The 24,517-nt window shown below is 54.9% G+C and carries 25 protein-coding genes and 1 riboswitch; of the genes, 7 read left to right on the plus strand and 18 right to left on the minus strand.

Features of this window, described 5'->3' with window-relative positions; all coding sequences use genetic code 11:
* The first annotated feature begins 9 nt into the window (after window positions 1-9).
* Both acs and U740_RS11845 read left to right on the plus strand, forming a co-directional pair.
* The gene (gene acs / locus U740_RS07165) at window positions 10-1,947 is read left to right on the plus strand and encodes an acetate--CoA ligase (RefSeq protein WP_036859965.1); all 1,938 of its coding nucleotides are present in this window, start codon (window positions 10-12) and stop codon (window positions 1,945-1,947) included.
* Window positions 1,948-2,112: 165 nt separating this feature from the next.
* Window positions 2,113-2,655, plus strand: coding sequence for a methylated-DNA--[protein]-cysteine S-methyltransferase (locus U740_RS11845; RefSeq protein WP_051921281.1), 543 nt, complete (start codon window positions 2,113-2,115; stop codon window positions 2,653-2,655).
* A gap of 57 nt (window positions 2,656-2,712) precedes the next feature.
* Here U740_RS11845 and ppa read toward each other — a convergent pair whose 3' ends face one another.
* From ppa to U740_RS07185, 3 genes are all read right to left on the minus strand, one after another.
* Window positions 2,713-3,249 (minus strand): inorganic diphosphatase, encoded by a 537-nt coding sequence (gene ppa / locus U740_RS07175; RefSeq protein WP_036859967.1) that lies wholly within the window; start codon window positions 3,247-3,249, stop codon window positions 2,713-2,715.
* Window positions 3,250-3,426: 177 nt separating this feature from the next.
* Window positions 3,427-4,095: an OmpA family protein gene (locus tag U740_RS07180; protein ID WP_235189948.1), complete on the minus strand. Its 669-nt coding sequence runs from the start codon at window positions 4,093-4,095 to the stop codon at window positions 3,427-3,429.
* Between the two features lie 114 nt (window positions 4,096-4,209).
* Entirely contained in the window at window positions 4,210-5,769 is a 1,560-nt protein-coding gene (locus U740_RS07185; RefSeq protein WP_036859969.1) for an EAL domain-containing protein, read from the minus strand.
* 208 nt (window positions 5,770-5,977) lie between these two features.
* Here U740_RS07185 and hemN point away from each other — a divergent pair, with 208 nt between their 5' ends.
* The 5 genes from hemN to U740_RS07210 all read left to right on the plus strand — a co-directional run bounded on the left by hemN (window position 5,978) and on the right by U740_RS07210 (window position 11,374).
* The gene (gene hemN / locus U740_RS07190) at window positions 5,978-7,369 is read left to right on the plus strand and encodes an oxygen-independent coproporphyrinogen III oxidase (RefSeq protein ID WP_235189835.1); all 1,392 of its coding nucleotides are present in this window, start codon (window positions 5,978-5,980) and stop codon (window positions 7,367-7,369) included.
* A 64-nt stretch (window positions 7,370-7,433) separates the two neighbouring features.
* A riboswitch (TPP riboswitch) is annotated at window positions 7,434-7,532 on the plus strand.
* Between the two features lie 52 nt (window positions 7,533-7,584).
* Window positions 7,585-9,771, plus strand: a complete 2,187-nt coding sequence (locus tag U740_RS07195; RefSeq protein WP_235189836.1) for a TonB-dependent receptor — start codon at window positions 7,585-7,587, stop codon at window positions 9,769-9,771.
* Window positions 9,772-9,798: 27 nt separating this feature from the next.
* Entirely contained in the window at window positions 9,799-10,047 is a 249-nt protein-coding gene (locus U740_RS12120) for a hypothetical protein (protein ID WP_036859971.1), read from the plus strand.
* Window positions 10,048-10,662 carry a nicotinamide riboside transporter PnuC gene (gene pnuC, locus U740_RS07205; protein WP_051921283.1) on the plus strand — a complete coding sequence of 205 codons (615 nt, stop codon included), beginning with the start codon at window positions 10,048-10,050 and terminating at the stop codon, window positions 10,660-10,662.
* A complete protein-coding gene (locus U740_RS07210) occupies window positions 10,607-11,374 on the plus strand; it encodes a choline/ethanolamine kinase family protein (protein WP_152556805.1) in 768 nt (255 codons plus the stop codon). Before pnuC ends, U740_RS07210 begins: the two co-directional genes overlap by 56 nt.
* 52 nt (window positions 11,375-11,426) lie before the next feature.
* Here U740_RS07210 and U740_RS07215 read toward each other — a convergent pair whose 3' ends face one another.
* The 15 genes from U740_RS07215 to U740_RS07285 form a co-directional block, all read right to left on the minus strand.
* Window positions 11,427-11,846: a globin family protein gene (locus U740_RS07215; RefSeq protein ID WP_036859975.1), complete on the minus strand. Its 420-nt coding sequence runs from the start codon at window positions 11,844-11,846 to the stop codon at window positions 11,427-11,429.
* Between the two features lie 11 nt (window positions 11,847-11,857).
* Window positions 11,858-12,226: a c-type cytochrome gene (locus U740_RS07220; protein ID WP_036859977.1), complete on the minus strand. Its 369-nt coding sequence runs from the start codon at window positions 12,224-12,226 to the stop codon at window positions 11,858-11,860.
* 30 nt (window positions 12,227-12,256) lie between these two features.
* Window positions 12,257-12,841 carry a Tll0287-like domain-containing protein gene (locus U740_RS07225; protein WP_036859978.1) on the minus strand — a complete coding sequence of 195 codons (585 nt, stop codon included), beginning with the start codon at window positions 12,839-12,841 and terminating at the stop codon, window positions 12,257-12,259.
* Window positions 12,842-12,910: 69 nt separating this feature from the next.
* The gene (locus tag U740_RS07230) at window positions 12,911-14,224 is read right to left on the minus strand and encodes a cytochrome c3 family protein (RefSeq protein ID WP_051921284.1); all 1,314 of its coding nucleotides are present in this window, start codon (window positions 14,222-14,224) and stop codon (window positions 12,911-12,913) included.
* Between the two features lie 16 nt (window positions 14,225-14,240).
* Window positions 14,241-16,286 carry an FAD-dependent oxidoreductase gene (locus U740_RS07235; protein WP_152556806.1) on the minus strand — a complete coding sequence of 682 codons (2,046 nt, stop codon included), beginning with the start codon at window positions 16,284-16,286 and terminating at the stop codon, window positions 14,241-14,243.
* Between the two features lie 282 nt (window positions 16,287-16,568).
* The gene (gene tatC / locus U740_RS07240; protein WP_036859980.1) at window positions 16,569-17,321 is read right to left on the minus strand and encodes a twin-arginine translocase subunit TatC; all 753 of its coding nucleotides are present in this window, start codon (window positions 17,319-17,321) and stop codon (window positions 16,569-16,571) included.
* Window positions 17,318-17,644, minus strand: coding sequence for a Sec-independent protein translocase protein TatB (gene tatB, locus U740_RS07245; RefSeq protein WP_036859981.1), 327 nt, complete (start codon window positions 17,642-17,644; stop codon window positions 17,318-17,320). The genes tatC and tatB overlap by 4 nt, the downstream gene beginning before the upstream one ends.
* 30 nt (window positions 17,645-17,674) lie before the next feature.
* Entirely contained in the window at window positions 17,675-17,917 is a 243-nt protein-coding gene (tatA, locus tag U740_RS07250) for a twin-arginine translocase TatA/TatE family subunit (protein WP_036859982.1), read from the minus strand.
* An 18-nt stretch (window positions 17,918-17,935) separates the two neighbouring features.
* A complete protein-coding gene (locus U740_RS07255) occupies window positions 17,936-18,280 on the minus strand; it encodes a phosphoribosyl-ATP diphosphatase (protein ID WP_036859983.1) in 345 nt (114 codons plus the stop codon).
* Window positions 18,277-18,660, minus strand: coding sequence for a phosphoribosyl-AMP cyclohydrolase (hisI, locus tag U740_RS07260; RefSeq protein ID WP_036861609.1), 384 nt, complete (start codon window positions 18,658-18,660; stop codon window positions 18,277-18,279). Before hisI ends, U740_RS07255 begins: the two co-directional genes overlap by 4 nt.
* 57 nt (window positions 18,661-18,717) lie before the next feature.
* Window positions 18,718-20,328: a ubiquinone biosynthesis regulatory protein kinase UbiB gene (gene ubiB, locus U740_RS07265; RefSeq protein WP_036859984.1), complete on the minus strand. Its 1,611-nt coding sequence runs from the start codon at window positions 20,326-20,328 to the stop codon at window positions 18,718-18,720.
* Between the two features lie 2 nt (window positions 20,329-20,330).
* The gene (locus tag U740_RS07270) at window positions 20,331-20,993 is read right to left on the minus strand and encodes a ubiquinone biosynthesis accessory factor UbiJ (RefSeq protein WP_051921285.1); all 663 of its coding nucleotides are present in this window, start codon (window positions 20,991-20,993) and stop codon (window positions 20,331-20,333) included.
* Window positions 20,993-21,742, minus strand: coding sequence for a bifunctional demethylmenaquinone methyltransferase/2-methoxy-6-polyprenyl-1,4-benzoquinol methylase UbiE (ubiE, locus tag U740_RS07275; protein WP_036859985.1), 750 nt, complete (start codon window positions 21,740-21,742; stop codon window positions 20,993-20,995). Before ubiE ends, U740_RS07270 begins: the two co-directional genes overlap by 1 nt.
* Before the next feature lie 119 nt (window positions 21,743-21,861).
* The gene (locus U740_RS07280; protein ID WP_036859986.1) at window positions 21,862-23,571 is read right to left on the minus strand and encodes a bifunctional ornithine lipid synthase OlsF; all 1,710 of its coding nucleotides are present in this window, start codon (window positions 23,569-23,571) and stop codon (window positions 21,862-21,864) included.
* Window positions 23,572-23,664: 93 nt separating this feature from the next.
* Window positions 23,665-24,456: a GGDEF domain-containing protein gene (locus tag U740_RS07285; RefSeq protein ID WP_051921286.1), complete on the minus strand. Its 792-nt coding sequence runs from the start codon at window positions 24,454-24,456 to the stop codon at window positions 23,665-23,667.
* Between the last annotated feature and the right edge of the window lie 61 nt (window positions 24,457-24,517).

Raw genomic sequence — 24,517 nt, forward strand, 5'->3', positions numbered from 1 at the left:
GAGGATTTCATGTCCGCAACCAATGTTCGTCCCGTCCCCGACGACTTCGCCACCCAGGCGCATATCGATGCTGAAACCTACGAGCGCATGTATCGCCATTCTATTGAGCATCCGGATGAATTCTGGGCCAGGGAAGCCGAACTGTTTCTCGATTGGGAAACACGCTGGAATGAGGTATGTGATTACGATTTCAATACCGGTGAAGCCAGCTGGTTTTCCGGTGGCAAACTGAATGTGACGGTCAACTGTATCGATCGTCATCTGGCGGAGCGCGGCGATAAGGTTGCACTGATCTGGGAGGGAGATCACCCGCTGGAAAGCACCGATATCACCTATAACGAGCTCAGTGAACAGGTCAATAAGCTGGCCAATGTGCTGAAATCCCGGGGTGTAAAAAAGGGTGATCGAGTCTGTATTTACATGCCGATGATCCCCGAGGCGGCCTATGCGATGCTGGCCTGTGCGCGCATCGGCGCGGTTCACTCCGTGGTGTTCGGTGGATTTTCTCCCGATGCCCTGAAAGACCGGATTCTCGACTCAGATTGTCAGGTGCTGATCACAGCGGATGAAGGTTTGCGCGGCGGCAAGAAAATTCCATTGAAAGCCAATGCCGATCAGGCTTTGCGGGGTTGTCCCAATGTACATACCTGCCTGGTGGTGGAGCGAACCCGCTCTCTGGTGGAGTGGGATGATAATCGCGATATCTGGTACCACGAAGAAATGATGGAGGCGAATGAGTACTGTGCACCAGAACTGATGGATGCAGAGGATCCACTTTTCATCCTCTACACTTCCGGCTCCACCGGGATGCCAAAGGGCGTGATGCACACCACCGCCGGTTATTTATTGCAGTGTGCCATGACCCACAAGTATGTCTTTGATCACAAGGATGATGACATCTACTGGTGTACTGCCGATGTGGGTTGGATCACTGGACACAGTTATATTGTCTACGGTCCACTCTGCAATGGCGGGACTTCGCTGTTATTTGAAGGCGTTCCCACTTACCCCAATGCTTCCCGTTTCTGGCAGGTGGTCGAGAAACATGGGGTCACCATCTTTTACACTGCACCCACGGCCATTCGTGCGCTGATGGGGGCCGGTGATGATTATGTCAAAAAAGCCGACCTCAGTTCCCTGCGATTGCTGGGTACGGTAGGCGAGCCGATCAATCCTGAGGCCTGGGAGTGGTATTACCGGGTTGTTGGTGACGGTCGTTGCCCAATTGTCGATACTTGGTGGCAGACAGAAACCGGTGCCCATATGCTGACCCCTCTGCCGGGTGCCACGCTGATGAAGCCCGGTTGTGCGACCGTACCATTTTTTGGCGTACAGCCCGTACTGCTGGATGCCGAAGGGCATGAAATTGAAGGTCCCGGTGAAGGTGTTCTGGCTATCAAAGCATCCTGGCCTGCCCAGATTCGTGGTGTATACGGAGATATGGAACGTTTCCGGGAAACCTATTTTGCCCCCTACAAAGGTTATTACTTTACCGGTGATGGCGGTCGTCGGGATGCCGATGGCCACTATTGGATTACCGGCCGGGTGGACGATGTGCTGAATGTTTCCGGGCACCGCATGGGGACTGCGGAGGTGGAAAGTGCTCTGGTGTTGCATGCCAATGTGGCCGAGGCTGCGGTGGTCGGTTACCCGCACGATATCAAGGGACAGGGTATTTATGCCTATGTCACGCTGATGAGCGGTGCAGAGCCATCGGATGACTTGCGCAAGGAGCTGGTGGCGCTTTGTGTGAAGGAAATTGGTGCAATCGCCAAGCCGGATGTGATTCATTGGGCTCCGGGGCTGCCGAAGACCCGGTCGGGAAAAATCATGCGCCGTATTTTGCGCAAAATTGCCGCCAATGAACTGGAGAACCTGGGAGATACTTCAACCCTGGCAGATCCCGCTGTGGTGGATCAGTTGATTGAGAATCGGGCTAATACCTGATACCTCGGTAAAACAGCCCGCCCGGCGGGCTGTTTTACCATCCTGTATTTGTATTGATTCTGTCGAATAGGTCCTGCCGATATCAGTCTGAATCAATTGCCACCAGCAGATGGTTGCCGTGATACATTTCCCTTGTCATTATTCCGTTAGCAACAGGGTAGAGAAATGAAAATCCGTCTGGTTGATTATCAGGATGGGCTCGATGCCCGTTATGGCAATTCGCCCTCACCATTTGGCTCGCTTTGGCTGGTCTGGACAGAGTCCGGGATTGAGCAGCTGGTGTTTCAGGACCGCGGTGAAACCGATCCTTTTCGGGTTTTTCCCCGGTTGGATAAATCCCGGTGTTTCAATCGTGATGATGCGGGTGTAGCAGCTTTCGTACAAACGCTGTTTCGTCGGCCTGCCCGGGAGAACCCGCAGGAAGACAGCTTGACACTGAGTGCGAAGGGTACGGTATTTCAGCGACAGGTCTGGCAGGTATTATTGTCGATCCCCTTTGCCAGTGTGATCACCTATCAGCAGGTGGCCAGTGCCATTGACCAGCCCAAAGCGGTGCGCGCCGTGGCCAGCGCGATTGGTGCCAACCCGGTGGCCTGGCTGGTTCCCTGCCATCGGGTGATCCGCAGTAACGGCGAGCTGGGGGGGTATCGCTGGGGGTTGCCCCGGAAACAGCAGATGCTGGATTGGGAGCAGTCTGTATCGGCATGACATAAAAAACCCGGCGTTAAATGCCGGGTTTTTTATTGGTGAGTGCCGGCCCGTGTTTCAGCCTTCCTCTTGCAGATAGCGATCGCGCGAAGCGGTAATTTCCCTGCGGGCGGCTTCGGCATTGTCCCAGCCTTCAACTTTCACCCACTTGCCGGCTTCGAGTGTCTTGTAATTTTCAAAGTAGTGTTTGATCTGTTTGATCAGTAGCTCCGGCAGGTCGGCAATTTCCTGCACGTGGTCATACAGCTTGGTGAGCTTGGTATGGGGTACCGCCAGTAGTTTGGCATCCACACCGGACTCATCGGTCATGTTCAACACGCCGATGACCCGGCTGCGGATCACTGAGCCGGGCATGACAGGGTAGGGTGTTACCACCAGTACATCCAGGGGATCGCCGTCTTCTGACAGAGTCTGTGGGATATAGCCGTAATTGGCGGGATAAAACATGGGTGTGGCGACAAAGCGGTCAACAAAAATTGCATCGCTGTCCTTGTCGATTTCATATTTGATGGGGTCGTGGTTGGCGGGGATTTCAATGACCACGTTGATATCGTGCGGCAGGTCGTTGCCAGCGGGAATCTTGTTGTAGCTCATGTCTCGTCTTCTTCTCTCTTGAGGTTAGGGAAGCGGAAATGCACAGGTCCACCCGGCGGGTTTCCAGAGTGGCGGAATTATACTGGCCAGCATGGGCTATTGCCAGTGACACCTTGGTCTATACGCTCGGTTCGAAGGCCGCGTTTTCAGGTGTTGGCCGAGAATATCCAGTTCAGGTTACGACGACGATTGTCGGGCAACGATGGGCTCTATGATCAGCTCGACACGGCGATTTTCAGCGCGGCCCGAGGGAATACTGTTATCGGCGATTGGACGGTTCTGACCAAAGTACTGAATCACCAATCTAGTGGGCGTGATGCCGCGTTGGGAAAGGTATTCGCCAATGGCTAGGGCACGCTGTTCCGAGAGTTCCTGATTATAGTCAGTCTCTCCCTGGTTGTCGGTGTGACCGGCCACAGTAATCATTGTGTTGTCATACTCTGCCAATACCCCGGTAATGGCTGTCAGGGCCGATTGGGCCCCCTTATTGATGGCTGTGCTGTTGACATCAAAGATGGTTGCCCCGGGGATAATCATGGTGATTTTACTGTTCTGTAGGCTGAGGTCGATACCCTGATTCCTGAGCTTCTGCTGGAGGTTGGCATACTGGACATCCATATAATAACCGACCTGTTCCGGGGGGAGTGGGTTGATTTTGTCACTGTCACTCAGTGTTGCCTTACGTTTTACCAGACTGCTTTTTGTGCTATCCGAAAGGCTGGTGATTCTGGCTGGCTCTGACTGCTCCGTCAGGGGCTCCCAAAGGCTACAGCCACCGCTTGCCAATGTAATTATCGCGACGAACAGGTAATTCAGTGATGTCTTGGGGCAACTTGGCACAGGCATTTTTTTCAAGCAGTCAATTCTCCGGTGGTTGATAGGGAAACGGCCCGGACAGGGTTGAGACGGGTTGGTCATTCCCTCCGGGGCGGAGTAGTTTATCTGTGCTTAGCTGATCGGTCAGCTGTATTTTTGATGGAAGTCAATAAACTGATGAGCCGTTAAAGGACGGCTGAACAGGTAACCCTGCCCCAGCCTGACGCCCTGACTCAAGAGCCAGTCCGCCTGATGATCACACTCGACGCCCTCGGCAATAATATCCAGGTTCAATGATTTTGCCATCTCGATTACATGGACAATCACACTGCTGGTAACAGCCTGGTTTTCAATGGCATCGACAAAAGACTTGTCGATTTTCAGGGCATCCAGCTCAAAACTTTCCAGATAGGAAAGGCTGGAGTAACCGGTGCCGAAATCATCAATAGCCACCAGATGACCCTGTCGGCGCAGGGTGCGGATTCGCTGCCGCGCCGAGTCACTGTCCACCAATGCCCGTTCGGTAATTTCCAGTTTGATGGCCGAAGTAGCCAGCCCGGCGGTTTTCAGCTCGGTTTCAAGGTGGACGAACAACCGGTCTGACTGGAAGTCCTGTGCGGACAGGTTGAGGTTGATACTGAGATCCGGGCATTGTTTTAGAAGATCGCCCAGCTCGCGCAGGATGCCTTGCAGCATGGCCCGAGCCAGGTCGGTGGCCAACCCGGCCTCCTCGGCGATCGGAATGAAAATGTCCGGGCCGACAACTTCACCATTGTCGCGGGTCCAGCGTGCCAGTGATTCAGCGCCGAGGCACCGTCCATTGGACATATCCACGATGGGCTGATAGTTGACTCTCAGTTTATTTCTGGTGATTGCATCACGCAATTCGGCGGCCAGGCTGAGGTGCTGGCGGGAGTAGCGGACCACAGCGAATACCCAGAGGGGGATCAGTAGCAGGGCTGATATCCCGGCGGTGATCAGGGTGGGCAGATAGCGTTTCCAGAACTCGCTCATTGGCTGAATGGCGACAATATCGATGGGAAGCAGGGTGCCCAGGGAAAACCGGGAAATCATCTGTCCCGTCGACTGATTGACAGTCATTCCCTGTTTGAGGCTTTCCAATGGTGGGAAAATGGCATTGGGTGGCGTCGTGATCATGGGTAGTCTTTCTACCCACAGGCCGGCCATCTGGCCCTCCAGAAGGTCCACGTTCAGTAACAACCGTGGGTCGATCACCACATCATGGTGACCAAATCGCATCAGAAACAGCTGTACGCCACCCACTTCTGTGGTCTCGCTGGGCCACCAGGCAATCACCCCCGAGTTGTAAATACGGCTGGCTTTGGGTGGCGTGAAGGATATGCCCTGAATAAACCCGGCGCCACAGAGTCGTTCGGCTGCACGCCAGTAGCCGATTGCCCGGATATAGGGACGCGCTATGGCGACCTCCTGCATCATCGCTAGGTGGGTGGTGTTACAAGGATCAGTGGCCCGCTCATTGAGGGTTTCAAGAAGATTGCGGGCGTCAATAATGGCCTGTTCTGTTTCCTCACCGAGTCGCTGTGACAATTGTTGCAGACGCTGTTCCTCCGTGCCAACGGATTCCCGCCAGATATACCAGCCGAGCAGCAGTGACAGGGCCAATGCCCCAAGCACTGTGATCGCCAGGATACCAAAAAAGATTTTGTCACGACGTGCCAGCATGGAGGAAACAGACTTATGGGGGGCCGTTACTTTAACAGAGAGTCACCCAAAACGGGTATGGGGTGACAGATGCCGGGCGACTTGGCCATCAGGGTGAGCCTCTTGATAGCGGGAACGGTAGCTTGATTGCGTAGGTTGATCGACATCAACAAGCAGTAGGCGAACCGCTGCTAGGATCCGTTTTTTCCTCAACAGGTTTTTTGTCACAGTGATTTCTGAAAATACGGCTATCTGGGATCGTCAGCTGATCGAGCGCTACGACCTGTCTGGCCCCCGTTACACGTCCTACCCTACGGCGCCACAATTCCATGAAGGCTTTGGCGAGGCGGCGCTGTGTCAAGCGATTGAGCGCAGCAATGCGGCGGGTCGTCCTCTGTCTCTGTATTTTCATCTGCCCTTCTGCAGCACGGTCTGTTACTACTGCGCCTGCAACAAAATCATCACGGCCAATCGCAAGCGAGCCATGCCGTATCTGGAAAGACTGATCACCGAGGTGGCTTGTCAGGGGGCACTGTTTGACCGTTCCCGGCCAGTCCATCAGCTGCACTGGGGTGGCGGTACACCCACTTACATCAGTGATGATGAAAAACGCCTGTTGATGGCCGCCACCCGCAAACATTTCAACCTGTTGGATGACGACAGTGGCGAGTATTCGATAGAGATTCACCCCGGGGATATGGATGTCAGCACGATCAGCTGTCTGCGGGATCTGGGATTTAACCGCCTCAGTATGGGGGTTCAGGATTTCGATCCCACCGTGCAGCAGGCGGTCAACCGTTTTAATTCTGTGGAGGAGGTGTGTGCGTTAGTGGAGGCGGGCCGCGCCGAAGGTTTCCATTCCATCAGCATGGACCTGATCTACGGTTTGCCCTATCAGACCTGGGATACTTTCGAGCGCACCCTGGACAGCATCATTGACCTCGGCCCGGACCGCCTATCGGTATTCAATTACGCCCATTTACCCCATCTGTTCAAGGTGCAGAGACAGATAGATGAAAGCGCGCTGCCCAGTGCGAAAGATAAGCTGTTGATGATGGAAAGCATCACCCAGATGCTGTTGAAAGCCGGTTATGTCTATATCGGTATGGATCACTTTGCCCTCCCAGACGATGAGCTGGCGGTGGCACAGCGCAATGGTGTGTTACAGCGAAATTTCCAGGGTTACTCCACTCACGGCGGTTCTGATCTGGTGGCCTTTGGCGTGTCTGCCATCAGCGCCATAGACAATGTATTTGCCCAGAATCACAAGCAGATCGAGGACTACCAGACTGCCATCGACAGCGGCCATCTGCCGGTGGCGCGGGGATTTGAGCTGAGCCGCGATGACCTGTTGCGCCAGATGGTGATCAAGCAGTTGATCTGCCATTTTGAATTGAATTTTGCTGACATCGAACAACAATTTGACGTCGTGTTCACCGACTATTTTGCGGAAGAGTTGCTCCAGCTGCGGTCGATGATGGACGACGGCCTGGTGGTCCTCAGCCCGGAAGGCCTCCGGGTAACCCCGGTGGGGCGACTGTTGATTCGCCGCATCTGCATGACCTTCGACGCCTATATCAAAAAATCCGGGTCGGAAATTCGTTACTCCAAAATTATTTAAGTAAAGCCATTGAGTTGGTAATTGATTCGCGTAAAATCGCAATTTCACCTGCACAGAGCAGATGAATTTTCCTAAGGGGCGGCGCAAGCCTGAGACATCCTCGGATGAACCCTTTGAACCTGATCCGGATAGTACCGGCGTAGGGATAGGACGCAAAAGTTACCGTTCACTCCTCCCATATCCGGGTCTCTTTAACAATGTTAATGAGGCTCATCATGATAGACCTGTTTCGAAAAATGCCATTACTGGCATTTACCTGCCTGCTTTCCGGCGTTGTGCTTGCTACAGAACCCGAGGGTCCTGAGGGCATAGTAGCCGGGACCGAGACCACCATAGAGACGTTATCCGCTGAAACCATTCAGGAAGTGGTGGTGACTGCCCAGTTTCGCGATGTATCCGTGCTGGATACCGGCAACAGTATCAGCATCCTCGACAGTCAGCAGATTGAACGCCGTCAGGCGCGTCACCTGGATCAGCTCCTGAATCTGGTTCCGAATGTGAATTTTTCCAGCGGCGCATCGCGGGGCAAATTTATCCAGATCCGTGGTATCGGCGAGCGCAGTCAGTTTATCGAGCCGCTGAACCCCTCGGTGGGCTTGCTGATTGACGGGATCGATTTCAGTGGTATCGGCGGTGCGGCAACAACCCTCGATTTGCGTCAGGTTGAAGTGTTGCGCGGTCCCCAAGGCACCCTCTACGGTGCCAACGCGCTGGCGGGGTTGATCAACATGAAATCAAATAATCCCTCCGACGTATTTGAAGGCCACATTGAAACCTCTATTGCCGACTATGAAACCCGCACCACCAGCGCAGTATTGAGCGGACCGATTGCCGATAATCTGGGCTACCGTCTGGCCGTGCAGGGTCACCGCAGTGACGGCTATATCGATAATGAGTTTGTCAATCGCAAGGATACCAGCAACATCGACGAGCTCACCGCCCGGGGCAAGCTGCACTGGCGAGTCAGCGACCGGTTACAGCTGAACTTTACCGGTTTCTACGTGGATGCGGACAACGGTTACGATGCCTTTTCGCTGGATAACACCCGCAAGACGCTCTCCGATCAGCCGGGTCACGACCGCCAGGAGTCCACGGCATTTGCGGTAGAAAGTATCTGGCACGCCACTGAGCAGTTTGATGTGGTCGGACTGATCAGTTATGCCGATAGCAATCTTGAGTACAGCTATGACGAGGACTGGAGTTTTGCGGCTATCTGTGAGGGCCTGCCTTGCGAGGGTTGGGAGTATTCCTCTTTTGATCGCTACCAGCGCAGCCGCTATAACGGCAGCATGGACCTCAAGCTGGTTTCCAGCGAAGCCGGGCGTCTTTTCAATGGCGCCAGCGACTGGGTGCTGGGCATTTATTACCGCAGGCAGAATGAGTCGCTGCTGCGCGAATACACCTATGCTGACGGTGACTTCACCAGTGATTTTGACACCCGCAACCGGGCTGTCTACGGCCAGCTGGACACCCGGCTCAGCGACCATTTAAAGCTGGTCAGCGGGGCGCGAATCGAGTTTCGTCGTGCCGATTATCTGGACAGCGAGGGGGTTCGCCACAATACCAGTGAAAGACTCTGGGGTGGCCGTCTGGCCCTGGAATACAGTCTGACGCCGGAAACCCTGCTTTATGGACTGGTTTCCCGGGGTTACAAGGCCGGTGGGGTCAATAGCAACCCTGAACTGGATTCCGGTGTGCGGGATTTTGATACCGAATATATGTGGAATCTCGAAACCGGCATAAAGGGTGACTGGCTGGATCGCACCCTGCAGGTTCAGTTGGCATTGTTTTATCAGATGCGACGGGATATGCAGGTCAAGCAATCGCTGGTCAAGCCGATTACCGGTGATCTGTGCCCCTGCAGTTTTATTGACATGTTTGACAATGCGTCCAAAGGTCGCAATTACGGCCTTGAGCTGATGTTTGACTGGTTGGCGAAGGAGGATGTTCAGGTTTACGGCAGTCTCGGCTTGCTCCGTGCTACTTATCAGGACTTTGAAAGCTTGAGTCATGTGGATGCCGATCCGGAAAACAATGTGGCGGTCGATCTCGATGGTCGGGAGCAGGCACATGCACCTTCCTACCAGTTTTCCCTGGGAGTCGAAGTGGCCTTAACCGGGCAGATGTCGGCAGCACTGGAAATGGAAGGCAAACAGCAGTTCTATTTGTCACCGCGGCACAACGCTAGGTCAAACCGCTACGAGCTGTTTAATGCCCGGCTTGAGTACCGGTTGCAACAGTGGGATTTCATGCTGTGGGGACGCAATCTGACAGATCGGGATGTGATTGTTCGCGGTTTTGGTGGCTTCGGCAATGACCCCCGCAATTTTTATCAGACTGAACCCTATTATCAGTATGGTGAGCCGCGCATTGTTGGCGCCACCGCCAAATACCGCTTTTAAGGGCATTACCCCAGGGAGATTTATCGTATGCAGGTGACCATTGATGTCAGTATGTATCCTAACCGGGAGGACTTCATTCCACCGATCAAGGGGTTTATTGAGAAGATTAACTGCTATCCGGGGCTTGAGGTGCAGACCTTCCCCACCAGTACGGTGGTACAGGGTGAATACCAGGCGGCCATGCAGGCGGTTCAGGACACCATCGCCGCCTGCCGTGAGGAATTCGATATGGCGGTATATGTGCTTAAGGTGATTCCCGGATACGAGGCATTCTGAATGTCGAACTGGTTAGGCCTGGAAGCACTGGCGGTGGTTTTTTCATTGGCCTATCTCGTGCTGGCTATGCGAGAGAACAGCCTGTGCTGGTTCTGTGCCTTTTTTGGCACGGCTATTTATATCTGGGTGTTTGGCGGTGTCAGTCTTTACATGGGCTCGTTGCTGCACGTCTATTATCTGGTGATGGCGGTTTATGGGTGGTATCAGTGGCGTCGCGGTGGTGTCGAGCACCGCGGCGTCAGGATATCCCGCTGGGGGCTAACGCAACACTTGTATGCGTTGTTCGCTGTTGTACTGGCTTCTGCCGTGTCTGGCCACCTGCTGTCCCAACACACCGATGCCCACTTGCCTTATCTGGACTCCTTCACTACCTGGGGCGGGGTGCTGACTACGGTGATGGTGGCCCGCAAAATTCTGGAAAACTGGCTCTACTGGATTGTCGTCGACGGGGCATCAATTTACCTTTATCTGGATCGTGAACTTTACCTCACGGCCGGCCTGTTTGCTGTTTATCTGGTGCTGGTCGTGCTCGGTTTTATCCGCTGGAGAAAACATTACCTTGAACAGCCAATCACTGAGCGACGGCAAGAGTTTGCTGCACCAGACGTTATCTGAATGGCGGCGCTGGGAAATCCGCCTGCCAGGTAAACCGTCTCTGGTTAAACCCATGTCCGGCGGTATGACCAATTTGTCTTATCTGGTGGAAAGTGGCTCCAGGAGAGCCGTAGTGAGAGTCAATACACCACACAGCAAGGCGCTGGGGATTGACCGCCAAAGGGAAGAGGCTCTGCTTCGCCTGTTGCAGCCCACTGGGTGTGTCCCCAAGCTGCTTTATGTGACCGCCGAGGTACTGGTGACGGAGTTTGTCGACGGACGATTATGGGATGCCGGGACGGTTGATAGCCATCATCGGGTAAACCGGCAACTGGTGCCCCTGCTCGAAAAAATCCGGGCTTTTCCCAAGCCGGCTACAGCCAGCCGTTTCAGCTACCTGAATCACTGTCAACACTACCTCGCCCAGCTGGTCGTTCGCCCCGTGGCGGCAGATGCTATCGAAGAGCATGCTGCAGCCATTGATGCCGGCTCCTGGCAACCGGTCATCTGTCACCATGACCTGATACCTGAAAATATCATCGATACGGGTCGTGGCCCGGTGATACTGGATTGGGAATATGCCGCCTGGGGGCACCCTGGCATGGATTTGATACGGCTCGGTGTTGCTGAAAGCCACCACAGCGCCGTGGGTCGTCTCAAACTGCGGGATCTCCAGCGCGGCATGGATGCTCTCTGGTTGGCGCTGACGGATCAGTTGGCGGGTGTCGTTTAAACCCGGCGATTATTGAGCATTCGGCCACCATACCGCCTGATCCGTCCGGGACTCAGGCAGAGGCCTCCTCGTGAGCCGCCGCAATCATGGTAGATGCGAGGATGCCGTAAGCGACTATCCATGCTTCTTTTACCTCATCGGTAAAGCTGTCGCCAAGGCCGGTCTGCAGGGTTTCGATCAGCGCACTGCCGACGGTATCGTAATGGGCATCTTTAACCCCGTAGGCGAGATGACGCTTGCCCATGGCTTCCACTACGGGCACCAGTTCGTCGAGTCGATCCAGCATGCGCACCGCAGCGCCGATCATTTCCATCAGCTTTTTACCCTGCTCCCCCATATTCCCCTTGAACAGGGGTTTCAGGGTCGGATCAGCGGCAAACAGGTTGTTATAAAACAGCGAGGCTGCGGTATCGGCAATCGGTTCCACCTTGGCCCAGGAGGTTTTGCAGGCATGTATTTGCTCGGGTGTCATGGATATATCCTCTATTGTGGTTGGGCGGTCAGCTGCGAAAGCATATAGCTGACCGCCTGTGCCATTTGTTCATCGGTTAATGTTGAACCACCGCGGGCGGGCATCAGCCCGTAACCGTTGGTGGCATGTTGGACAAGGATTTCCTCCCCCTGGCTGATCCTGGGTGCCCACATCCTGTTATTGCCGATGATGGGTGCACCATTGATGCCCGATGCGTGGCAGACGCGACAGTTCGCTTTCACCAGTGGTTCGCCGGGGTGGGCGGAAGAAGGCGTCTGCCCGGCAGGTGTTCCATCGTCGACGGATGAGCCCGGCTTGTCGGAGCAGGCCGACAAGCCGAGACAAATAACAGCGGCGATCACGCATTTTTTGTTCAACATAGGGCCACCAGGGTCAGAAATTCGGATCAGTTAAAGAGGAACACGGATGACCACACCACCCATCACGTCACCGATATCGAAGTCGGTTCTGGGGGAGTCCTTGTGATCGTTATGGCAGGTTGTGCAGGCGGGGGAGACGGCGACATCGGGATATACCGCCGTAAAGTAGGTCACGTCACCCAGCTTTTCCTCGCCGTAGAAGTTTTCACCGGGATTGTCCACAGTGTATTGCAGGCCCTCTTCTTCAAGGGGGGTTTTGGGTGCATTCTGCTTGTTGATAGGCCACAGGGATTGTAGCGAGTAAGTGAATTCATCGGTCACTTCCGCGACGGCCTCCGAGCCTGCCCGGAACATCTGGGCCGGCAGTAAGGCCCCGTTTTCTATTTCCTTCCAGTGTTCATCCGGCTTGATGGCGCCCGCGCCATTGGGTCCCAGGCGCTGAATGATCAATTTGGTGTAGTTGGCCCGGTCGGCATTCATGACCGCAAAGAGTGAGTCAGTATAGAGTTTTGGTGGTATGCCCGCTTTTGCTGGTGGGGCTTCATTGCAGGCAGTAATGACAAGGCTTCCGGTGAGCAGTGTCGTTATCAGGGCTATTTTTTTGATGTGTTTCATGGTGAATTCCTCGTGGTTTCAGAGTAATGACGTGGGGGTAGGTTGTGGTGGTTACAGCGGTGAATTGCATCAGTCAGCCACCCGTTTGAGTGACCAGTCGATGGACGGAATGTGGTTGGCTGGTTTGCCGTTGAAGTTGTTCCTGATCAGTGCCGGGTCAGCCAGGGCGTCAATGGAAAAACCGAGACTGTGGCACTGCATGCAAACCGGCCGGATCATCTTTTCATTGGGACGCAGGTTGTGGTTCTGGTTGTGATTGACCTGTACCACCGTTTCCCGATCGATGATGTTCTCCGCTCTCGGCATATGACAGGTGGCACAGCTGACGGCCTGCTCCACCGGAATGGCACCGGCGATGGCCTGGGTTAACAACTGGCCGTGGGGCGAGCTGTCAAATCCCCTCGAGTGGTCATCGTTGTGGCAGGTCAGGCAGGCTTCGCTGGCGGCAAACAGAGTGTCTGTCCGGTGTGCACTGTGGCAACTGTTGCAACCCTGCTGCAGAGACAATGCCGTCTCCTTGAAGGGCATTTTGGAATCGGCAGGGCGGATAGCGGGCAGGGACTGGGCCAGTCGCATACCGTGTTTGCCCGATTTATAGCTTTCGGCTTCGTGAATATGGCAGGTCTGGCATTGCGCAATGCCGGGGTTTTCGAGCCATTCACCGGAGCTGACATCACTGTGACAGCCACCGCAGTCCACGCCGGCATCGGCATGGCTGCTGCCAGACCATTCCTGGTGGATATCCGGGTGGGCCGCTTTTTGCTCGGGGAATGTCGGCTGTTGTTCGGGTACGCGTTTGCTGGCGAGAATCGCGGCGCCATTGGGGTTGGTGAGGCGAGCTATTTCTTTCAGCCATGGACCCGCGTGGTTGTGAACGAGAAAGTCTTCAAAGAGTGCCCGGTTGTCGTGATAGTTGTGGCAGCCTGCGCTGGCACAACTATCAAAGGCCAGATCCCGATGACTCTCCCGGTCGTCGCCGACGTCGGTGTGACAGTGAAAACAATAATCCTCTGGCAGGGTTACTCCCACCGGGGCTGTAATTTCTTTGCGGTGCTCGGTGTGACAACTGACACAGTAGCGGGCATCCACCACACTGAGCCGGTCTGCATTGCGCGGGTCGGTAAACTTCTTTTTCGGGTGCGTATCGTTGGCCTCTGTCAGTTCCGCACCATGGCAGCCGACACAGGCTTCCTGGATCAGTTCTGGACCACCAAAGGCCTCTGTATGACAACTGCTGCAGGCCAGCTCGATCTGAAAGTGCCCATGGCTGGTCTCGCCGATCAGTAGTGCCTGTTTATTGTCGGCTTTGAACAGGATATAGCCGTAGTAGCCGGCTATCGACAGCGTGACAAGCATCCATGTGGCCCAGATGATTTTTTTCAATGCATCGGCCCCCGCATCAGTAGTAATACACGGTGAGGATATGTAAAGCCAAAAGGACGGGCAGGGGCCACGACACAATGATGTGCACCCATTGCATAGACTTTCTTGCGTCTTGCGCGGCCCCTGTCCGCAGTTTGTGGCCAAGGCCAATGGCACCACTGGTAAAGGCGCCCATCAGGAGTACTGCAAGAAAGTTAACGATCAGCAATTGATTGAGGTTGGATCCCAGGTGAAAACCGCTGTGCAGCACCAGTGTGATACAGCACAAGACCCCCAGCGAGACATGGACCAGCCGCCATCCTGAGAACTTGCCCATCCAGCGCCAGGACAGGCGTTTGCGCAGTGACATCAGCGAACCGATAGCGGTCAGCGCCAACAGCGTAAAGCCCGTGACCTGTTTCCAGAATTTGTCATTCCAGATGCCCTCGAACCAGCCCTGTTGTTGAACGCTGTCGGCTACTTTTGCTTCCGGCCAGAAGGCGAGCAGTACCACCAGTGCGATGGCCAGTAGTGCCCCTGCGGTGAGCGTGGCGGCCCCGGATTCCCTTTCCATGCCGGCAACGCCCAAAAGCTGTTGCAGCAGGGGTTTGCAGGCACCGCAGACGGTGCCGGCCCGGGTGCGGTCCTGGAGTTCCGGCAGTGTGCTGCAATTATTGGCGATGGCACTGGATAGTGCGCCGTAACTGATATTGTTGCACTGGCAAATGATCGTGCCGCTGGGCCAGTTGCCAATATCGTCACCGCCCTTGCCCCATAAGGTGCCGGTCAGATAAAACCGCAGCAGGTGCCAGAACCGGATTTTGCGTGCATTCTGATAGGCCTCCTGGACGCGTCGGGACTCTGGCCAGTTGCCAATAGCCACCGCACCGATGATCTTGCCCCGGAGCAGCACCAGCTTCCGGTAGGCACCGCTCGGCTTGTCAAAATATTGAAGTTCTTTCTGGAAGGGTCTGCTGGGTAACTCACTGATTTCTCCGAGACTGCAGACACTGGTGCCGACCACTTTGAGGTGGCTGATAGCCATGGAGCCCAGATAGCACGGCAGGTTTTCCTGTGGTTCATTGGCAATGATTTCCGCGGTCACCGCCGCCTGTTCGTAACCGGGGTTGACCAGCCCATAGGTGACGCCCAGGTGTTCGCAGCATTCACCGATAGCAAAAATATCGGGATCCGATGTCCTCATCTGGTCATTGACCAGAATGCCAGTGCCCACCGGGATACGGGCTTTTCGAGCCAGTTCCAGGTTCGGCGTGATACCGGTACAGAACAATACGGTATCGCAGTGAATCGTCTCGCCGTCCCGGGTGATGACCCCGGTGACATGCTCAAAACCCTCCACAGAGCGCACACCTGAATGGGTGATGACATCGATACCCAGTGCGCGGACTTCGACTTCGAGAAGCGCTGCTGCCTGCTCATCCAGCTGCCGGTTCATCAGTCGCGAACTCTGCTGAACCACGGTGACGCTGGTATTGAATTTGAGCAACCCCTTGGCGGCCTCCAGTCCCAACAGACCGCCGCCCACCACGACAATATGACGAGAGCGAAGGATTCGCGCATAGAGACTTTCGGTGTCCTTGAGACTGCGAAAACTGAACACGCCCTGGCGCTCGATACCTGGAATGTTCGGAATATGAGCGCGGGCACCGGTGGCCAGCACCAACTTGTGATAGTGGAAGCGGGTGCCGCTGGCATCGGTAACAGTTTTCCGTTCGCGGTCAATTTCCACGATGGCGGCGCTGGTAAACTGAAAGTTGGGGTGATTGCCGAGAGCGGGCAACGGCAGATCGATATCATCCCGGTTAATCTCGCCGGCCAACAGGGCCGAGAGCTGAATGCGGTTGTAGGGCTTACAGGCTTCGTCACCGAACAGGTGAACAGCCAGTTGGGGTTTTCTGGCGAGAAGATCGTGGGTAAAGCGCATGCCGACGGGACCTGCGCCTATGACAATAATGCCGGCGTCATTGCGGGCAACCTGTGCCAGCTCAAGGGTGCTGGTATCAGGGGGTTCACAATAACCAATAGTGCTTGATGTTGTGGCGACCATTCGTTGCCTGTTCAATAAAAAAAGCCTGTCGGACCACTGTTAAAACAAGTGACTCGGCAGGCTTCATTACCTGGAACTTGGTGTGTTGCCACTACCCGGCGAGAAAGAGATTCTGGGGCGGCTATTTATGTCAATGCATAATAGATGCCAATCTGAAAAATACGTTTAATGCATTGAAAAACAGGGTTTTTTATTTTTATTGTCAGAGGCCGAAAGATGGGCCTGGTCAGAAAGCGTGCACTGTTTTTGCCACAGAGGTGCCGTTATTGGTGCATTCGCCATAGATGATAAAGCGGGTCAGGCCTGATTGTCGTCGGCGGTAGTCGTGCGGGGTTTGATACACCGGCCAAACAGGATGCCCACTTCAAACAATAGCCACATGGGTACGGCAAGCAGGGTCTGGGACAGAACATCCGGGGGAGTGAGCAGCATGCCGAACACAAAACAGATAACAAACACATAGGGACGTTTGTTAGCCAGTTGGTCCGGTTCGATAATGCCCATCCAGGTCAGAATTACCACGCCGATCGGGATTTGAAAACTGATGCCAAACGCAAAAAACAATTTCAGGACGAAATCCAGATAGCTGCGAATATCCGTCATGACGGCCACGCCTTCCGGGCCGACACTGGTGAAGAACATGAAAACCAGGGGGAATACCACGTAGTAAGCGAAAGCCATTCCGCCGTAGAACAGCAGAACGCTGGAAAAAAACAGGGGTAGCACAATTTTCTTTTCGCGCTGGTAAAGTCCGGGGGCTACAAAGGCCCATACCTGATAGAGAATAAAAGGCATGGCGGCAAAGAGTGACAACACCAGCGTCAACTTAAAGGGTGTGAGAAACGGTGACGCGACATCGGTGGCAATCATCGATGAGGTGTCGGGCAGGTGCAGCCTGAGGGGTTCCGAAATGTACAGGTAGAGGTCGTTACTGAAGGAAAACAGCCCCAGAAAGATCAGCAGCACCACAATCACAGAACGCAGCAGGCGGTTGCGCAATTCAATGATATGGGCGATGAAGGGTTGGCTCAGCAGTTTTTCTTCACTCATGGTTTGGTTTCGTCGGGCGTGTCAGCTGGCTCAGCTGACCGTTCATCCGTGGCGGGTTTGGTGTCCTGTGGGTCGGGCAGGTCCTCAAACTCCGCTTTGGCGTTTTTCAGATCGCGCATCAGTTTCTCGTTGTGCAACTGTCGGCGAATGTCATCCATGCCGACTTCGTTTTCGAGTTCCTGGCGGACGGAGGAAAAGGTCTGGCGGATCCTGCCAATCCAGAGGCCCATGGTGCGCAGGGTCTGGGGCAGGCGTTCCGGTCCCATGACAACCAGCGCCACAACGGCGATGACTAATAATTCGGCAAAGCCAATATCAAACATACGGCAATATCTGCAAGATCGCTGTCACGCCTACTGCTCTGTGGTTTTCTTTTCGCCGGTCGACGCGGCATTGTCATCGGTATTCATCTGGGTATTGGCCGATTTACTGTCGTCGAGGTGTTCCGGTTCCTTGTCCGAATCGCCGGACATGGATTCCTTGAAGCCTTTGACGGCGCCGCCGATGTCAGTGCCGATACCACGAAGTTTTTTGGTGCCAAAAATCAGCGCCACGATAATCAGAATAATTAACAGTTCCTGCCAGCCAAAGCCCATAAATCTCTCTCTTGTCAATCAGGTTGAATTGCGTTGCGCTTTCTCTTCGAGGCCCGATAGATTGAAGCGTCGTTCCAGTTCCCTGAGAACCGGTTCAGGGCCTTCGCCGAGATGGGACAGCATCACCAGTGAGTGAAACCAGAGATCTGCGGTTTCGTAAATCACTTTGCTGTTGTCATTGGTGGCGGCTGCGTCCTTGGCGGCCAGAATCGTTTCAGTACACTCTTCCCCCACCTTTTCCAGGATTTTGTTCAAACCCCCGTGATGCAGGCTGGCCACATAAGACTCCTGATGCGAGTAGCCTTTGCGATCTTCCAGTACCTGGCTTAATCGGGTCAATATATCATCACGGCAACTGTTCATGAATAAATGTCTCCGGGATCTTTGAGAACAGGGTCCACAGTGTGCCACTGTCCGGCTGTCAGGACACGATAAAAACAGGATTCACGCCCGGTGTGGCAGGCGATGCCGCCTAGTTGTTCGACCTGTAAGACAATAACGTCGCCGTCGCAGTCCAGGCGAATTTCCCGGACTCGCTGAATATGACCGGATTCCTCACCCTTGCGCCACAGTTTGTGGCGGGAGCGTGACCAGTACACGGCGCGACCTTCAGAGGCGGTGAGTTTCAATGCCTCCCGGTTCATCCAGGCCACCATCAGGATGCGCCCCGACTCGGCGTCCTGTGCAACAGCAGGTAGCAGGCCATCTTCATTCCAGGTGATTTGATCGAGAAAGTCAGTCATGGCGGTCATTATGACAGTTGTGGTTGGATCGGCAATACGGATTTTTCAGGACGACCGTCAGCGCACTATCAACAACAGTAGCCCAAGTCCCGCCAGAACCAGACTGCCGACGGGCATTTGCTGGATGGTATCCGTCCATTCGGGAAAGGCACTGCCCAGACCAATACCGATCAGTGCTGCGCCGAGCAGGGTTCGCCGGCGCTGTCCCGGCCTGACCGGGACACTGGCGGGAATTTCTTTCAGGCCGACTTCTTTCGCCTGCAGGCGTTCAAGTGTCTGAAAAACCAGCTGGGGTAACTGGGGAAACTGTTCCAGCCATTCCGGGCCGTGACGTTTGAGCTGTTCCATCAGTGCGTTTGGCTTGAAGCGTTCTTTCAGCCAGCGCTCCAGAAAAGGATGAGCCGTGGCCCACAGATCCAGGTCCGGATACAGCTGACGACCGAGGCCCTCAATATTAAGCAGGGTTTTCTGCAGCAAAACCAGCGATGGCTGTACTTCCATGTCGAAACGCCGGGCAGTGCGAAACAGGTTGACCAATAGCAGTCCAAAGGAGATTTCACGCAGAGGGCGCTCGAAAATGGGCTCGCAGACAGTGCGTATGGCAGCGGCAAATTCACCCACATTGGTGCCCTCCGGAACCCAGCCTGACAGGACATGGAGTTCTGCCACCTGTTGGTAGTCGCGGCGGAAGATAGCCAGTAGATTGCGAGCCAGATAATACTGATCGGCCTCGGTCAGAGTGCCCATAATGGCGCAGTCCACCGCCAGGTATTTTGGTTGCTGTGGGTCCTCCGGATCGACAAATATATTGCCGGGATGCATGTCGGCATGAAAAAAGTTGTGCTCGAACACCTGGCTGAAAAAGATTTCCACTCCACGTTCGGCAAGTACTTTGAAGTTGGTCTCGTGCTGTTGCAGGGTCGTGATATCCGTGACCGGTATCGCGTAGATGCGTTCCATCACCAGGACTTTTTCATTGGTGTGTGACCAGAATACCTCGGGTACGTAGAGCAGTGGAGAGCGATCAAAATTGCGCCGCAACATGGAGGCATTGGCGCCTTCCCGTTGCAGGTTGAGTTCATCGAGAATGGTGTTTTGATAGTCGCTGACTACTTCGGTCAAGCGCATTCTCCGGCCATCGACGGTATTGCTTTCGAGCCAACGGGCCATGGTGAACAGCAGCCTGATATCCTGGCCAATGGTTTTTTCGATGCCGGGCCGAATGGCCTTGACGACCACTTCACGCCCGTTGTGTAGCGTCGCTGCATGGACCTGTGCCACGGAGGCAGAGGCCAGGGGCTCCCGGTCAAAATGCAGAAACAGGTTGTCGACACTGTTCTCCAGCGCTTGCTCGACGATGGCGACGAAATGGGCTTTGTCGAAAGGGGGAACATTGTCCTGCAGTTTGTCCAATTGTTGGCAGATATCCGGCGGGATCAGATCCGGGCGGGTAGACAGCAATTGACCAAACTTGATGAAAATAGGCCCGAGATCTTCCATGGCCTGTCGCAGCCGTTCGCCACGCGGTTGTTTTGGTGCAGGCAACAGCCGGTTGAACCTCAGTAGTAGTCGGACGCCCCAGGGTAGTCTTTCTGCATCGAGAAAGGTGTCCAGTCGGTAACGAGTGGTGGTGCGCAGGATCGTGCTGAGCCGACGGATTCTTGACATGGCTAGTCGCTGTTCCGGGGTTGGGGGTCTAGCTTGAGGCTGATTTTGTGGATGCGGGCAGCCAGTCGGTCCACATCCGTACTCAGTTGCCGAACCTGGGTCCTGAAATGCGTCACTTCGTTGGCACTGGGGGTCAGTCGTATTTCCTCCTGGGCGAACTCAGCGGCGGCGCTGGCGGCGCGTTCGGCTGTCCGTGTCTGCCATGTTGCCGCACTGCGGAGGGACTCTCCCACCAGGTGCGCGGGTACATCACCAATCAGTTTCGCCAGTGCGGCCTCCCAGTCCACATCCAGGTGTTTGAGAATCCTGCGTATCTGCCGCAGCAGATCATGGTCGCCCTCTACTTCGACACCCGTGCCGTAAAAGGAGACTTTGTCCTCACCGTTTGCCGCCAGTGCAGCGAGTGACAGGGCGGTTCCCCGCAGGCTGGTATTTGCCGTTCCCTCATAATGGGAAAGCAGGCTGACACCGTCTGCTCCGAAGATGACGTAGAAATTCAGTGGCGGGAGGGTGCAGTTGATTTCAAGAACTTGACCGTTCATTTCGCCGAGGGCTTTCCGGGTGGCGGAATCGTACTTCAGGCCACTGTTGATAGCCGTTTCCACGGCCATTAGTGCAGAGCTGTGCAGTGCCTGCAGTGGGTTGTGTTTCAGGAAATCAAACATCAGGGTTTGAAACCCCGATGAAGGGCAACGATGCCGCCGGTCATGTTGTGATAGTCGATATTGACGAAGCCTGCATCCGCCATCATCTGTTTCAGGGTTTCCTGGTCCGGGTGCATGCGAATGGACTCTGCCAGATACTGATAGCTATCCGCGTCGTGGGCGACTAACTGACCAATTCTCGGCAACAGGTTGAAAGAGTAAAAGTCGTAGACTTTGCCCAACAGGCCGCTGGTGGGGGTCGAGAACTCCAGCACCAGCAGTCTGCCGCCGGGTTTCAGTACCCGAAGCATGGATTGCAGGGCCAGGTCCTTGTCGGTGACATTGCGCAGGCCGAAGGCAATGGTGATGCAGTCAAAGGTATTGTCGGGGAATGGCAGATACTGTGCATCGGCCTGTGCATAGCGGACGTTGCCCGCTGCACCGCGATCAGTGAGCTTGTCACGGCCCACCTTGAGCATGGAATCGTTGATGTCTGCCAGTACTACTTCACCGGTGGGGCCAACCAGTCGTGAAAATTTAACGGTCAGGTCGCCAGTGCCACCGGCGATATCCAGTACCCGCTGGCCACTACGCACCCCGGACAGCTCAATGGTATAGCGTTTCCAGAGCCGATGGATGCCCCCGGACATCAGGTCGTTCATCAGGTCGTATTTGCCGGCCACGGAGTGAAACACATCCGCCACATGACCAGCTTTTTCCTGCACGGGAACGGTTTTGAAACCGAAATGGGTGGTTTTGTTGTCAGTCATCGCCCAACGCCGGATTGAGAAAGGTCGACATTGTACACTGACACCGCTGGGGTGTCCCTTGGCGAGACGTCAATCAGCAGGTTTTCTGATCACAATCAACTTCTCTGAAGCCATGGCAGTCAGGGGATGTAGCGCTCCCGCCTGGCGGGTTTGAGGCGAGCCAGATCGACGACAATAAGCCCATCTACACAGTTGGCAAAGGCCGGATCGATATTGAAACCGGCAAATTGGACGCCGCCCAGCTCACAGACCTCGGTGTACTGTTTGAACAGGGTGGGAACACTGAGATTCATATGGGCCAGTTCGCTTTTCAGCTGGGTGAATTCTTCCCGCTGATCCAGACCGGGAAATTTCTCGGCCAGTTCGGCCAGGTGATCCTGGTTGATGCGATAGGGCAGTATCGGCTCCGCCAGGTTTTGCAGGCTGGGATAGTGGCGGCTGTAGAAATACACCAACATTTCCATGGCCCATTCTGGATAGCTGTTACTCAGCGTCACCGGTCCAAACAGATAGCGGTAGTGCGGGTTTTTACCCAGAAAAGCACCGATTCCGTACCACAGATAATCCAGGCTGCGACGGCCCCAGTATTTGGGTTGCACAAAGCTGCGCCCCAGTTCCAGCCCCTGCGAGAGGTAGGGTTTCATGGCAGGGGCATAATCAAACAGCTCTGCGGAATAGAGATACCCCCGTCCCATATTGTCCAGGCAAACCGACGCATCACAGAACCGGTAGGCCCCGGCGATTTCCAGTTCTTCCTCATCCCACAGCAGCAGATGAAAATAGTGGTGATCATACCCATCGATGTCGCGGCGGCTGCCGGTACCTTCCCCCACAGCCCGGAACGCAATTTCCCGCAACCGGCCCACTTCCCGCATGATTAATGAATCGGGCTGGTAACGGTACAGGTAGATCTGTTTGCCATCCCCGGTACTGCCCAGCCATTCGCACTGTTTGACCGCCTCCCGCAGCAGTGCCCGGTTTTCCGGATGGGCAATGGCGCTGACTGTATTGAAAATTCCTTTTTTGTCCTGGCCGATGCGGTACAGGTGGCGCTTGAACAGCTTACTTTTTTCCCGCAATGGCACATTGATGCGCTGGTAGCAGTCATAGCTGACCGGTTCGCCGATGCGAACGTCCACGCAATTCCTGGCCTGTTTGAACATCTCTCTCACCAGCAGCAGGGTGGAGAGCGGTTTGGCGACCAGTGACACACTGTAGAACAGTGCCGAATTGCGACCGTCCACGAATACCGGCAGAACCGGCGCCTTGTTGTTGATGGCCATGCGCAGGAAACCGTTGCGCCAGTCGCCATCGCGGATGCCCTGGGGGCCAAAGCGGGATACCTCCCCGGCGGGAAAGATAATGATCGCCCCTTCCTTGTCCAGATGTTCACGGATGGCAGCCAGATTCTGGCGCGTGGTATTGCCACCCATATTGTCCACGGGCAGTAGCAGATTATGCAGCGGCTTGATGGTAAACAGCAGTTCGTTGGCCACAACCTTGACATCCGGGCGGGTTTCTCTCACCAGTTTCAGTAGTGCCAGCCCATCCAGTGAACCAATGGGGTGGTTGGCTATGATGACGACCCGACCGTGGGTGGGAATACGGTGCCGTTCGTGGTCGCGCACGGTGTAGCGGAAATCGAAATAATCCAGCACCTGTTCGACAAAGTCGAAGCCGTGAAGATGGGGATAATCCTGCTCGAACTGCTGGAAACTCTGTTCCCGGAACAGCATCCTCAGTACCCGGATAACGGGGCGCACCAGTTTGGGGTGGCGCTGGTAAAAGCCGGGGTATCGGTCCTGGATGAAAAGTTCGATGTTGAGCATGCGCTGGTTTCTCCTTTTCGAACCAGCTTAGTGCGGCAATATGACAGATTATGGATAGACAGGTGACAGACGTGTGACAGCGCTCGCCGGGGCTCAGGCCGCCGCTTCGGTGACGGCTTCTTCGTGAAATATGGCGCAACCCTTGCCCGCTTTTTTTGCCAGGTACATGGCGCTGTCGGCGTCATTGATGAGATGTTCTGTCTGTGAGGTCGCTGCGGCCGTGTCCAGAAACCGTATCCCGATACTGGTAGAGACCTTGAGTTCCTTGCGGTCAAAGGGTAAGGGCGCACTGATGGTGGTAATCAGCCGCTTTGCAATCAGCTCCACTTTGTTCTGGGCGGCACTGTGCTCCTGGCCCAGGTCGCTGAGAATAACGATGAACTCATCGCCTCCCAGCCGCCCGACAATATCTTCAGTGCGGGTCATCGACTTGAGCCGTTTGGCAATCTCTACCAGGATTGCATCGCCAGCCTCATGGCCGAATCTGTCATTGACCGGTTTGAAGCCGTCCAGATCCAGTACCAGCAGGGCGCCAAAAACGTTATGCCGCAAACAGCCGGCGAGGGTTTTCTCCAGGTGCTGGTAAATAAGTCTACGGTTGGCCAGCTGGGTGAGCGGGTCGAGACAGGCCATATACTCTATCTGGTGCAAGGTGTCGTTATGTGCCTTGACAAAAGGTTTGACCACCCAGAAGTAGATAATGGGGGTGGATAAAACCACCAGCGAAAAGGCATTCAGGGTGGCCTCCTGAAAGGCGGAGATTGCGGGGGGAAAGGTGTGCAGGAAGGCCATTACCAGAAACTCGGCACCTGAGACGATGCCGACAATTCGAACAGTGACCTGTGCGTTACTGGGCAGGTCAATGGTTTTACCCTGTCGGATCATTGGTTTTTTTTCTGGCTCTTGTTCACGTAGACCAACTTATCACACTTGATCCGTCAATTCA

The sequence above is a fragment of the Porticoccus hydrocarbonoclasticus MCTG13d genome, assembly GCF_000744735.1.
Classification (GTDB): Bacteria; Pseudomonadota; Gammaproteobacteria; order Pseudomonadales; family Porticoccaceae; genus Porticoccus; species Porticoccus hydrocarbonoclasticus.